The sequence below is a fragment of the Singulisphaera rosea genome (genome assembly GCF_054877945.1).
The window spans coordinates 716,679-729,718 of sequence record NZ_JBTYIP020000003.1 but is presented as its reverse complement, the minus strand read 5'-3'; the positions used below and the strand labels follow the sequence as shown (position 1 = coordinate 729,718).

General features: G+C 61.9%; 11 protein-coding genes. 6 read left to right on the top strand and 5 right to left on the bottom strand.

All coding sequences use genetic code 11. The features are described from left to right. Positions 1-1,499 (bottom strand): hypothetical protein (locus tag ACYOEI_RS09180; protein WP_462849104.1); only part of this gene is annotated, 1,499 nt, incomplete at its 3' end. A gap of 137 nt (positions 1,500-1,636) precedes the next feature. Then, complete coding sequence (locus ACYOEI_RS09175) at positions 1,637-3,496, bottom strand: hypothetical protein (protein WP_462849103.1); 1,860 nt, start codon at positions 3,494-3,496, stop codon at positions 1,637-1,639. A gap of 487 nt (positions 3,497-3,983) precedes the next feature. Between ACYOEI_RS09175 and ACYOEI_RS09170 the strand changes: the two genes are divergently transcribed. After that, positions 3,984-4,337, top strand: a complete 354-nt coding sequence (locus ACYOEI_RS09170; protein WP_462849102.1) for a hypothetical protein — start codon at positions 3,984-3,986, stop codon at positions 4,335-4,337. A gap of 252 nt (positions 4,338-4,589) precedes the next feature. Continuing rightward, on the top strand, positions 4,590-4,721 hold the full coding sequence (locus tag ACYOEI_RS09165; RefSeq protein ID WP_462849101.1) for a hypothetical protein: 132 nt from the start codon (positions 4,590-4,592) through the stop codon (positions 4,719-4,721). Positions 4,722-5,055: 334 nt separating this feature from the next. On the opposite strand, the gene ACYOEI_RS09160 is transcribed toward ACYOEI_RS09165, so the two are convergent. The 3 genes from ACYOEI_RS09160 to ACYOEI_RS09150 all read right to left on the bottom strand — a co-directional run bounded on the left by ACYOEI_RS09160 (position 5,056) and on the right by ACYOEI_RS09150 (position 8,639). After that, entirely contained in the window at positions 5,056-5,664 is a 609-nt protein-coding gene (locus ACYOEI_RS09160) for a hypothetical protein (protein WP_462849100.1), read from the bottom strand. Positions 5,665-5,880: 216 nt separating this feature from the next. Further along, the gene (locus ACYOEI_RS09155; RefSeq protein ID WP_462849099.1) at positions 5,881-6,438 is read right to left on the bottom strand and encodes a hypothetical protein; all 558 of its coding nucleotides are present in this window, start codon (positions 6,436-6,438) and stop codon (positions 5,881-5,883) included. 341 nt (positions 6,439-6,779) lie between these two features. Further along, positions 6,780-8,639: an ABC transporter permease gene (locus tag ACYOEI_RS09150; protein ID WP_462849098.1), complete on the bottom strand. Its 1,860-nt coding sequence runs from the start codon at positions 8,637-8,639 to the stop codon at positions 6,780-6,782. A 551-nt stretch (positions 8,640-9,190) separates the two neighbouring features. Here ACYOEI_RS09150 and ACYOEI_RS09145 point away from each other — a divergent pair. The 4 genes from ACYOEI_RS09145 (at position 9,191) to ACYOEI_RS09130 (ending at position 13,028) form a co-directional block, all read left to right on the top strand. Next, complete coding sequence (locus ACYOEI_RS09145; protein WP_462849097.1) at positions 9,191-9,535, top strand: hypothetical protein; 345 nt, start codon at positions 9,191-9,193, stop codon at positions 9,533-9,535. Between the two features lie 519 nt (positions 9,536-10,054). Continuing rightward, complete coding sequence (locus tag ACYOEI_RS09140; RefSeq protein WP_462849096.1) at positions 10,055-10,264, top strand: hypothetical protein; 210 nt, start codon at positions 10,055-10,057, stop codon at positions 10,262-10,264. A gap of 116 nt (positions 10,265-10,380) precedes the next feature. Beyond that, positions 10,381-11,505: a DUF1559 family PulG-like putative transporter gene (locus ACYOEI_RS09135; protein ID WP_462849095.1), complete on the top strand. Its 1,125-nt coding sequence runs from the start codon at positions 10,381-10,383 to the stop codon at positions 11,503-11,505. A 266-nt stretch (positions 11,506-11,771) separates the two neighbouring features. Continuing rightward, positions 11,772-13,028 (top strand): aminotransferase class V-fold PLP-dependent enzyme, encoded by a 1,257-nt coding sequence (locus ACYOEI_RS09130; RefSeq protein WP_462849094.1) that lies wholly within the window; start codon positions 11,772-11,774, stop codon positions 13,026-13,028. Positions 13,029-13,040: the final 12 nt, after the last annotated feature.

Here is a 13,040-nt window from a genome sequence, read left to right as displayed (position 1 = left end):
TTAGGCTTCAACCCGATATCCTCGGCGCTGAGGAGGTAGAGGCCGTAGAAGAGGTCGCGCATCGATCGCAACTCGGCATGGAGGTCCGGCTCGCGGGTCCCGGCCTCTCGGAGCCCGTGGAGCGACTCCAGGGCCGGCTTCCCGAGCGTCGACTCGAGGAAGGCCGCGAGGAACGCATAAGACCGCGCCGTCCTCAGAAAGTGGGAAGGGTTCGGTTCGACTCGAAGTCTGGGCTTTACGGAAGACAAGACGGGGGATACGCCCCCGCCTACTCCCATTTCGGCGCCCCGCACATGCGTTTCCCGTCGCTTGGTCATCAATGCCTTGAACGCCTCAAGCAACCGGTTCTTGTAGCCCTTGGTCATCAAGAGCTTGGCCGACTCCTCACCCTTCGCGGGCAGGAGTAAGGTTTCCAAGGCGTAGATTTGATATTCATACCAACCGCCGTCTTTGCGGGGCGTGAGGTCGACTTTTCCTGAGCGGATGGCGGAGATCAACTCGCGCATCAAGTCGGCCTGGGGCGGGAGGCCTCTGGGGAAAAGTTTGTTGAACAGAGTCGTTTCTCGAGACGACGAGGGCGGGAACAGCGCGACGGGCGGTCGCTTGGTCGAGGCCGGAGGCGGGCCGTTGAGGAAGTCGATCGGAGTCAGACCCACCAAAGGGTTGGTCAACTTCGCGTCGAAGGAATACGCCGCCACATAGTCCTTGCGGAGCGCCTCGTCTTCGCGGAGGACTTTGGCGATCTCGAGTGGGATCGCGTCCCCGTCGATCGGCTGGGCGAAGAAACGGAGGACGCGGAAGCACTCGGATAGGGTCGGGTTCCAGGTGTAGACGCCGATCGGCTGGGAGAGCACCAACTGCGACAGGAAGCCGTCAGCGAGCGCCTTCGCGCGGGGCGTCAACCCCACGCCTTCGCCCGTCAGGCTCAGGCCGGCGGCCAAATAGTCGTCGGCCTCGGTCCCCTTGCCGACCTTCTCGCGGATCCGCCGGAGGGTCCCGAGTCGGCTCTTCAACGTCTCGCCATGCCCCAGGAAATAGGCCTGGTCAATGGCGGCCATGAGGCCGTCGTCGAACTGCTTGGCCTTCCCGTCGATCATGTTGATGGAGGGGAGGATGTAGGACATCGTCGGGTGGGTTGCGGCCGCGTAGCTGGGGTAGAGGGGCCGCCGATCGGGATGCTCTCCGGTCCAGACGACAGGGACGTCGAGGCCGATGACCGCCTCGCTCGCGTTCAGGGACCAGCCCTCGATCGGGCGGCGGTCGATGAGTTCTGGGTCGAATTGAGTCGTCTTCTCTTCGATCCTGTCGTCGACGAGTGAGGCCTCAATGTCCTCGCTCGCGTACAGAAACTCATCATCACTCGGCCGACGGCCGGTAAGGTCCGGGTTGCTACTCTCCGCCACGTCTCCGTTATCGGGCTTGTGCACATCCATGCACCCCACGCCCGAGAACACCAGAGCTAGGAGGCCGAACACGAAGACTGGAGAATTACGAAGCATGAACGTGCCTCGACGAGTAACAAATTACATTAAGTTCGCGTTTGGTCTGAATGGTGGTGCAATCCCGAGTGATTACCCCCTCCCCCCCCAGTCACCGGTTCTTCTGCCGAGTCGGGTATCCGAACGCGGGCTCAGTCTCATTTCTTGAGGGCTTCGAGGATCTTATCCTTGGTCTTCTGCTGATCGCAGAGTGCACGAAGCTCGGCCCGGGTGAGGACTTTCGCACCCTTGAGCTCGACCTCGGCGAATTCATCGACGGGGATGACGTATTCGGCCGGGACGAGCGCGCTCGTCTCGACCGGTTTCCAGTCGCCCGAGCCGTCGGCGGGTCGGACCCGAGGGGCTCGGGCGTAACTGGCCTCGAGCGCGGTGAGCCGGACGCCGATGGTCATCCAGAGGCGGACGGTGCCCGTCTGGGGGTTGTAGTGGATCGGGACCGCGACCCGGGTGTCGGCCGCCAGGTCCGGGTCGTCCTTCAGGTTCGCGAGCCAGTCGTTGGCGACCTTCTCGCAGGCGTCGCGGTCGACGGCCTCCCCTTCCGTGAGGTTAGGCTTCAACCCGATATCCTCGGCGCTGAGGAGGTAGAGGCCGTAGAAGAGGTCGCGCATCGATCGCAACTCGGCATGGAGGTCCGGCTCGCGGGTCCCGGCCTCTCGGAGCCCGTGGAGCGACTTCAAGGCCGTCCCGCCGAGTGTCGATTCGAGGAAGCTCGCCAGAAACGCGTAGGACCGCGCCGTCCTCAGGAAGTAGGACGGGTTCGGTTCGACACGCAGCCTGGGCCGGACGTCCGTGAGAGGCTTGATCGCCTCTGTGGTTACCGTTTCGACGAGGCTCCGCACGTGCGTCTCCCGATGCTTGGTCATCAATGCCTTGAAAGCTTCGAGCATCCGCGTCTTGTAGCTCTTGGTGAGCAAGAGCTTGGCCGACTCCTCACCCTTCTCGGGCAGGAGCAGGGTTTCCAAGGCGTAGACCTGGTATTCATACCAGCCGCCGTCCTTGCGAGGCTTGAGGTCGACCTTTCCGGAACGGATGGCCGTGATCAGCTCGCGCATCAAGTCGGCTCGGGGCGGGAGGCCGTCGGGGAAGAGCTCGTCGAACAGGATGATTTCGCGGGATGACGACGGGGGGAACAGCGAGATGGGGCGAGGCCTGGCCGTGGCCGAGGGGGGGCCGTCGAGGAAGTCGACCGGCGTCAGGCCGACGAGGGGGTTGGTCATCCTCGCGTCGAAGGAGTAGGCCGCGATATAGTCCTTGCGGAGCGCCTCGTCCTCGCGGAGGACCCTGGCGATCTCGAGCGGGATCTCGAGGCCGCGGATCGGCTGGGCGAAGAAGCGGAGGACGCGGAAGCACTCGGAGAGGCTCGGGTTCCAGGTATAGACGCCGATCGGCCTGGAGAGGGCCGGTTTCGAGAGGAACTCGTCCGCGAGCGACTTGGCCCGGGTCGACAACTTGGCTTCCTCGCCTGAGAGGCTCAGGCCGGCCGACAAGTAGTCGTCGGCGGGCGAGCCTTTGGTGACCTTCTCGCGGATCCGTTTGAGGGTCAGGAGCCGGCCCTTCATCGTGTCACCATGCCCGAGATAGTACGCCTGGTCGATGGCGGCCATGAGGCCGTCGTCGAACTGCTTGGCCTTGCCATCGATCATGTTGACCGAGGGAAGCAACTCCCCACGCATGTTTTGGGTCGCGGCGGCGTAGCTGGGATGGAGGACGAGTCGGTCGGGATAGACATCCGGTTTGACGGCCGGGACGTCGAGGCGGATGACCGCTTCGCTCGCATTCAGGGACCAGCCCTCGAGCGTTCGTCGGTCGACGAGGGCCGGGTCGAAGGTCGTTTTCTTGTCCTCGATCCGGTCGTCGACGAGTGGGAACTCATCACCCTTGGGAGGATGATAGTCGGTCACCTCGATGGTGTCCGTGCCGTTTGTGCATGCGTAGCCGACGCCTAGGAGCAACAAGCTCAGGATGCCGAGCCAGGCCGTTCGAGGAATGCGACTCATGGTGATGTCCCGTTCGTTGAGGCGAAGGAGGCAAATCGAAGCGCGGTCATGAAGCCGGTATGATCGATAATGATAACGTCGAGGTACTGGTTCTTCTTAAGGAGATTTTAGAGAAATCGGGGCTTCTTGACAAAGAGCGTCATTGCCAAAGATCGGGCGATTTGGGACCGAAAAGGCAGAGGTGAGATCCGCGATGGGTCTCTGGGGATGTATCGAGTTGACTCCGGAATTGAGCCACGTGTCGTGCCGCCTCGGTGTGTCAGGCCGGTCGGTCGCAACATCGTCGATAGCCGAGGCGATGTGGACCTTGTCGGTTCAACGAGTCTAACCTAATCGATGAGAATCGAGGACTGCGATGCGAATATCCCAGTTCAAGTCCTGGAAGATCTTACCCATCGCCGCCGTCGCGATGGTCCTTGCCTTGGTGGTAAGACTTGGATGGCGGGGACCGGATGTACGACGATCGCCAGTTGCCCCGAGAACTCTCGTGAAGGTGAAAGCGGATCGTCCGCCGGACGCTTCGAGTTCCGCGCCGGCCGGCATTGGAACCAAACCGCCGGTGCTGGTCCACCTCGAACATCTCATCCCGTCAAGTCCGAGGGAAATCTATGCAGAGCAATGGACCACTGCCCCGAAAGGGTATAGTCAAGGCGGGTATCCAAGGGGGAGAGCATTTGCGGGGACAAGGACGCTGATGGAAGAAAATGAAAGGCAGGTCAAAGAGGCTCATGCCTTGTATCAAGACGCGCTGAAGCAACTGGAATTGGATAAAGCCGAGTTGATTTTGATGAAGCGTGCCTTGACGCAAGGAGTCCAGAATTCGGGATCGTCGCAGCCATAACGGAATGCCTGGGCCGAAGTCCGGTTTCTGTTATGAAAACCCGCTCTGCTGGGTCAATCTGTGGGATCTGAGGGGTTTCCGTGAGCTCGGTGCGACCCGCAGGGGCTTGAGCAAATTCCTGGAAACAGGGTTGGCTCATGAAGCGAGATCGGTGCTGGCGCCTTGTAGCCTTGTAGGGTGGGCACTGCCCACCAGGATTCCGGGAGGCCCTGTTGTCGACGTCACCAGCCATCGAATTGCGAGAGGAGCGAGTTGACGACTTTCCTGCTCTCGATCGTCACCGGGGGAGCCTGGTGGGCGATGCCCACCCTACGGGATGACTTCGGCACCGACCGCCACGGGGAATGGCTGCGGAAGGAGCGCCGATGGGGCTTGAAGGGGTGACGAAATGTAGCCCGGCGGCGTAAGTCCCGGGAACGTGGGTATCCTCAGCGCGTTCGCATGCCAGCCTTGCTGGGGGACAGAAACCCAGCTCCAGCACTCTCTTCTTCGAACTGGGATGGATTAGAGCGAATCACACTGGGACAGCATCCACCCGTTGGTTCCCACGGAATGACTCTACAAGCCCGAAGCGCCAGCGAGTGAATCTCTTCGCGAGGAATCAGGGAAGATTCACACGCTGGCGCTTCGGGCTTGTATCAAAGAAGTGCGACCCGGACGTTATTCGCTATAGATCAAGGAATACGCGGTTGGCTTGTCGACTTGTGACGGGACTCTATTACTTCTTGAGGTTTGGGCAATTGATAAATGGTGTGATGTCGCTTTGGCTGTCATCGATTTCCAGTTCAATCGCAAGATACGCGGTGAAAGAAGCCTTTGTCCCGAATAATGATCGAGGACGTACCTCTCGGCTGGCGATGACGAGACATCCGTCAATGATGTGAGGCGGCCCAGTCGGCGGAGGTACCGCGGTATGTCCCCGGTCCTTCCTGGGCGTTTCATGGGACAGCGTTACTTCCACAAGTCGGGCAGATTTCTTGGCCTTCGTTGGCTCGAGGAACTTGGCCATGACAAGAACGTTGCGGAACCTGTCCTCATCCCCGTCGGAAGCCGTGGAAATGCCAATTCCTGGAGCGACGTAGTCACGCTGCCAGGTACCATCGGGTTGACGGCTCAGTTCGCAGAGACGGGCAGAGATATGCGTTTCGGGTTTATTGAAGTACAAGGTATGCGTCGTGCGATCGATGCTGAGCGGTGTGACGGCCTCTTTGAAGGGCAGTTTATATGTCCCCTTCGTTGTAAAGTCTGCACTGACGGCTGGCTTGGCCATGTTGAAAACCAAGGCCATCATCAGGCCGTAGGAGAATAAGGCCTGGGGCTTCGTCATGTTGGTCTCCTTGGTCATTGCTGTTGCACTGGCAGACGCGCTCGGATGCCGAAGCGAGATCGTGAGCTTCATCACTCGATGAACGGACGAGCTTACGAGGCCGTTCACGATCGGAGGAGCGGTATCGAATCGGTGATCGAGGCGACTTCGGACTGCTCGTTTTGAGCTTCCAAGTGTCGAGCACACTCGGTGTGTGGTCGTGTGGGTCCCGATGGACTACTTCGGGTCGGGATTCAATTCAATAATCGTGGCGGGATCGGTCGGCTCATCCTGTGTCTTGACTTCCAATGCAATGACGTGCACGAAGTTCTCTACCTGTAAGGTTGTTCCCCGGGGATCTCTTTCTCGGCAGGCGAGGACGAGACAACCGTCTACTTTAAGGACGCGATCACTCAAGAAGTAAGTCCGTCTCAAATCGGGAATTTTCTCGAAATCTTGACGGACACATCCTGGTCCCACCTTCAGAGAGTAGTTTCTGCACTTGGGGCTGTCGGGGATGAACACACCGATTTCAACATCCTGATACTTGGCCTTTTCGTCGTCTGTACTAATGCTAACCCCAGGGCCTAGATACTCGCGTTGCCAACTACCGTCAGAGCGCCGCCGCAATTCGCAGGGACGGATGGCAACACCCCACACTGGTTTTTCAAAATGAAGTCGATGTTTCCACCATAAGACGTTGAGTGCTCTCGCTAAATCTTCGACCGAAAGGTTATCTGTTGACTGCGCCTGAAAGTCGGCTGCCTGGGCCGAGCTGACGCTACTGAAGAGCATGGCCGTGACCAGCAGGCAGAGACGATAGGGTCTGAAAATTCACCATGGTCGGCTTCCTTGCGGTCTTACTTCAAGGTCTCGCATTTCTGAGCCGTCGAACGCGCAGGTGCTGTGGCGATCGTTGATCTCACGGAGCGGAGGAGATCCCTGGCGCTCGGGGAGAATACCGCAGACGGCAAATCACAACAACATCGAAAACTAAGGCGAAAGGTGACTGAAGGAACGATCCTATCTCAGCGTGGCGCGGGCATTAAGCCCGGCCTCTTCGTGAGCTACGGGGCCTATTTATCTCGGACCGACTCGGAAAAGCCAAGCTCCTTCGTCGGGCCTCGAACTTTGGGTCAAGTGAGAGGCTGAGGTTTCTTCTGCGAGGGACGAGGCCGACGAAGGATCGCGGGGAACCGGAAGCTACCGTCGCGTACGACGTCGAAGATCCAGGCCGCGATCCGGGTCAAGCCAAGGGCCACTGTTGCATGGAGGGCGAGGCTGGCGAGGTAGGTTCGCAGGAGGCCGGGGTCGAGGCGTACGTTGATGGTTCGGAGATCGAAGGGGAGGCTGAGGCGTCCGTCCCACGGGCGGCCGTCGAAGGCGGCCTGGAGGTCGAGGGGGGAGAACAGGGCGAACCATTCGACGAAGGGGGTGACGCCGGCCATGAAGATGGCCGCGGCGGAACCGCCGAGAGGGCCGATGAGCTCGGGGGGGAGGAAGAGGAAGGGCAAGGCGTTGCCCGCGAACAGCGCGAGGAACGTGAGGATGAGCGCCCGGGATGACTGATCCGACAGCATCGACCCGAGAACCCCGAGCGCGGAGGCGTACCAACTGTAGGCGAGGAGGCCGACTCCGGCCGCCAGGACCCCGGCCGGGTGGATCGAGCCGGTCGCCAGTCCAATCACCCAGATGATGAGGAAGGGGATGGCCAGAGTACGCATCCACCAGAGGACGCCGAAGATTTTGGCGCGGACGACCTCGCGGCCGGTCAGGAGGGTCGTCGCCAGGCTCGTCCACGTTTTTTGTTCGCGTTCCCCGGTGATGCTCATCGCCGAGGCGGCGGCGACCGCGGCCAGGCCTAGGACGAAGAGCCCGGTGTGGAGCTGGCGGAGCCGTATGTTCAAGTCGTGGCGCGCCCAAATCTTTGAAGGGCCTTGTGGGATGGTCGCCCACCGTTCGGCGAAGGCTGCGCGTGTGGGCTCGATGAGGGGCCAGAACACGATCAGGCACAGTACGGCGAGCATGACCAGGTGTGGCCCTCGTCGCGAGGTTCGCTCTTTCCAGAGCATCGGGTCGTCGCCGATCGGGGGCCGTTCCCGGACGCGACGATTTATCAGAGTCGTCCGCCTCGGCCGAAGTCCGAGACGGATGGGGCGCAAAAGCGTTGCGGCGGAAGTGAGGAAGAGGACGGATGCGGTCGTCTGGATCGTCATGAGCCTGAGGAATGCGGTCCAGATTGGGGCAAGTGCTCCGTTCAGGGTGGTCGGGTAGACGGTCGCGATCCGGACGGCGTCCCAGAGCGCTCGGATGACCGGGATGGGGTTGCTCGCGAGTAACCCGACATTGAGGAGACGCAGGCCGTCGAGGGCGGGAGGGAGGCCCTTCAGATTGCTCTCGAGCCAGGGCGGGAGCAGTAGCCATGCGCCGGTGACGAGGTAGGCGGCCGTGATCGGCCTGCGCGGGGGACGCACGACCACGGCGATGAAGAGCGAGAGTGACCCGACCGTCAGGGCGAGCGTCGCAAGCATCGGCAGAACGACCGCGACGAGTCGCGGATCGAGCATGCCGAGGAGTCCGAGCGGGATGATCAGAGGTAGTCCGGCGGCCAGGAGGATCGCGACGGACCCGAGGGTGGCGGTCAGCTTGCCCCAGATGATCGACAGGCCCGAGAGGGGGCTGGCCAGGAGGTCGAAAATCGTCCCGCGCCGATCTTCTTCCGCGAGGGATCCCGCCACGAGCCCGGGTACGAGGAGGAGCATCACCACCCCGATGACCCAGGCGGATTCGAGGAAGAGATGGCGAAGAACCCCCGCGGCATACCGGGGATTGATCACGACCCGCTCGCCGCCCGGAGTGACGGGGTCGACGGCGTTTTCATACAGGACCCACGCGACGTACAGGGCCGACAGCCCGACGACTGCCCGCAGCGCATGGTGCAGCGGCCATCGCGAAAAACGTGTCCATTCGCTGCGTAGGATGGCTACGACACCCATTCGCTCAATGATCCCGGGTCGAAGAACGGTTGTTGACTCATGGGGCGAGATTGGTGTTGAGGAACAGCACCCGGGTGCCACGGGTTCCGTCTTCGGACCCCGTGAGGATCAGGCCCGGACCGACACATCGATTCCCCAAGGGGCTCCGACGACCTTGACAGACGGTCGGAGGTCCCGATCGGGAGAGGATCCCGGGACAGACCGTCAGAACTGTCATCGACGGGCTCCAACGCCCAGGTCCGATGCCGACGGCCGGGCCTGCCCCGTACGAGGTCCGAAGACGGAACCCGTGGCAATCTCGACCGCCGTTCCTACACGGATTTCGCTTCATGAGCCAAGGATGTTTTATCGAATTCAGGGAGACTGGCCGGTTGACGATCAAGGACATCTGTAGGACAATCGAGACTATCCGAGTTCGACGTCTGGTTCAACCTCACCTCACCGCTTTGCACGCGAGGGGGGATTCCCAACGGGTCGGCGTTCGTGATTTGCCCAGGAAGATGGACGGAGTTGCCTCGGCCGGGTCCCCATTCACGTTCAGGAGGGTGGGCATGAGATGTTGGGATGAGGATGAGCGATTCGTCAACGGATACGGCAAGGCGGTCTGCATGATGGCGGGCGGCCTTTGTGCCACCGGCATTCTCCTCGGCCTCCTCGCCAGGGACCGAAGTGTCATTTTCTGGATGCTGCAGCTCATCCTCCTCTGTGGTGGGGTTCTGCTCGCTTATGCCTTGATTGTCCAATCGATCGTGGCGCTGGCCATGCTGTCGGCCACGGTCGTCCGCTCTGGCGTTCGCGCTTTCGTCGGCCGGTACGAGGTGTCGGATCCGCGGAATCTCTCTTTCGGAGGGAGACAAACAAGTAAAAAAAGGAGAATCCTCGAAAACTTGGATTAATTGAGGTTGGCGTGTGCCAAAAAACGCGAGCCGTGAGACTGTGGAGACATAGGGACACGCATGGACGCGAAGAGATTCTGGACCTGACCTGAAACCCGAATTTCCCTTCGAAATTGGGTTCCAGGGGGCGTTGGGCACAACATGCTTGGAGGATTCGTCGGCGTCGGAAACCCGGCATTTGTCGAGGTTCCGCCGGGGGAGCATGATCAAAAAGGGTATCTATGTTATTGATTCCGCGATGAAATAACGGTCTGTCACCGACTGATTCTTGGAGGAGTTGCTTGACAGCCTAGGGTGGCCGCTCGATAATCCAGTTCGTCGCCGCGATTCTCGCGGACGGTCTCCTGGTCCTGTACCCCTCGGCATACCAGGCACCGACGTCTCCCTCGAAGCAAAACGGTCTCTCAATCGTCCTACGATTTCCGTTCGGATCTCTCTGCCAGCGGCGGAGCCGGTACTTCGTTGCCTTGGCGATGCTGCCAGGTGCCGCGATCACAATTCATCTTTGGAGTTCGCCTGATGCGATGCAGGTCATCCATGGCGCTGTGCGTCACGTTCGGGGTGTTCGCACTCGTCGGGTGCGACGAAGGGCCGAAGATCCCCCCGTCGAAGGGCGCTCAGTCGCGGGATGAGATCGAACAGCCCTTCGGACCCCCCAAGAATTTGAAGAAGAAGAAAGGCGCCGCCAAGGCTGACGACGCCGAGACGAAGCCCCGAGTGGTCCACTGAGACAGGCGATCTACTCGAGAGCCGCCGTAATCCTTGTTCGCTACCGCAGCCTCTCCCTCGCCCCGTTCGGGGTGGCCGATCCGTGTTCCGTTCGGATTTTTTGGAGAAACTTGTCCATGCTCTCATCTCCGCAAATGAAGCGGCGGGCGTTCGGCTTTACGCTGATCGAGCTGCTCGTCGTCATCGCAATCATCGCGGTCCTGATCGCGCTCTTGCTCCCCGCTGTTCAAGCGGCCCGCGAGGCGGCCCGTCGGATCCAGTGCACCAACAACCTCAAGCAGTTGGGGCTGGCCGCGCATAACTACGTCGACGCGAACCAGGCGTTCCCGCAGGGTGGCTATTACGACCACAACAACGCGGCGTATTCGCCCTGGATGCACAGCTACATCGTCGGGCTCCTGCCGTTCTTCGAGCAGAACAACATCTACAACGCCTTCAACAGCAGCATCCGCTACTACCGTACGGACATCCCTGCCAACTACACGGTCCACGGCGCGAAGCTCGCTGCGTTGGCCTGCCCGAGCGACCCCACCGTACTGGCCGGCAATTCGGCCTACACCACGCCCGCCGGCGGTTGGCCTGCGGCGTTGCCCTCGTACTCCGCGGGCTTGACCAGCTATCGTGGCATCTGCGGCCCGTGGCCCAATCCGCCCCGCGGTTCGTCGGGATCGTCCAGCCAGACGGGCCAGGGCCCTCCGGGCAATGGCAACGCTTCTCCCGACCCGAACTGGACGGCGGAGCTTGGCAACGCCCTCGGCATGCTCTACGTCGGGAGCAGCGTCAAGATCGGCGATGTCACCGACGGAACGAGCAACACCCTCCTGATCGGCGAGAGCGTCTACGGCCGCCTCAGCCAGACCGACCAGAACTGCTGGCACTGGTGGACCGCCGGCAACTACGGCGACACTCTCCAGTCGACCATGTATGCCCCGAACCCCGACCGAAGCGTCGAAGCCCTCACGGACTCCACGCTCACCAACGGGGCCAACGTCTTCATCATCTCGGCGACGAGCAACCACCCCGGCGGTTGCAACTTCGCGTTCTGCGACGGCTCGGTCCGGTTCCTCAAGAACTCGATCAATAGCTGGCCGGCCGCGAACCAGGGGGGCAAGTACCTGCCCACCAACATCGTCGTCGTCGGCAACGGCACCTACAGCACCACCCCGGGCACGCAGTGGGGCGTCTACCAGTCGCTCTCGACCCGCGCCAGTGGCGAGGTCATCAGCGCCGACGCCTATTGATCCGAGATTCGCCGACGCCCAACTCGTTCAGACTTGTAGGGGCCGGGCCGTCGGCGACGATCACGACCGAAGTGGAGAGGCCAGTGTCGAGGGCGGGGGGTGGTCCCCTGCCCTCGGTCGGTTAACAGGGCGGGACTCCTTCGGGGTTGCCCGCACGTTTGGCAAAGTCCCCTTCAATCGACGATGGGACGTCGGCGGGCCTCGGAGTCGGCTCCGGCCCGGTCGATGGCCCGATACCCAGACGAGCCTCGGGGAGGAAGAGACCAATGGAACGACGCGCGTTCTTCGGGCTGGCTACGGGGATCGGGGCGGCGGGTTGGCTCCCCGGGATGGCCATGGCCGCGGCCCAGCAGGTCCGCAGCCTGGCCGATGAGCTGGGGGCGACGCAGGACCCCAAGCAATACTGGGCCCGCGTCAAGAAAGAGTTCATCCTCAAGCCGGGGTTGATCCACCTCAACACCGGGAGCCTCGGCGCCACGCCCCGCTCGGTGGTGGACGCGTTCACCGCGTATATGTACGAGCTCGAGGGGGACCCCGTCTCGAGAGAGTACGGCCCGATGGGCGTCCAGATGGAGGGGATCCGCGCGAAGGCGGCCGAGTTCATCGGGGCGACCGCCGACGAGATGGTCATCAGCAACAACACCACCGAGGGGATGAACACCGTCGCCGGTGGGATCAACCTCAAGGCGGGCGACGAGGTCCTGACCACCAACCACGAGCATCCCGGCGGCATCGTGTGTTGGGAGTACCTCGCCAAGCGTATCGGCATCAAGGTCGTCCAGGTCCCCATGCCCGCCCCGGCGCGGGATGCGGGGCAGATCCTCGAGCTGATCAAGTCGCACATCACCCCGCGCACCAAGGTGTGCAGCGTCCAGCACGTCGACACGATCACCGGCACGCGGATGCCGGTCGCCGAGATCTCGAAGATCACCCGGCCGAAGGGGATCCTGCTCGTCTGCGACGGGGCCCAGGCCCCGGGCATGATCAAGGTCGACGTCAAGGCCCTCGGGGTCGACACCTACGCCTCCAGCAGCCACAAGTGGGTCCTCGCCCCCAAGGGGAGCGGCCTGCTCTACATCCGCAAGGAGGCGCAGGACCGCATCCAGCCGATGATGCTCCACTCGGGCTATAACGTGTATACGGCGTCTTCCGGGACCCGAGACCTCCCCCACATCCTCGCCCACGCCTCGGCGATCGACTTCCTCAACGCCCTCGGCCGCGAGAAGGTCGAGGCCCGCTGCCGCGCCCTCAGCAACCACCTCCGCCAGCGTTTCTCCGAGATCCCCGGCCTCAAGCTGCTGACCACCAGCGAGGACGCCTACACCACGGGCATGGCCGTCTACGGCCTGACGTCGGCCAAGAACGGCGAGGTCTACGACAAGCTCCACAAAGAGCACGACATCGTCGTCAAGCACGTCCCCAAGGCCGACTACAACGCCTTGCGGTTCTCCACCCACGTCTACAACAACGAGGAGGAGATCGACCGCACCGCCGACATCCTCACGAAGATGCTCAAGGTCTGACGTGTCGCCACG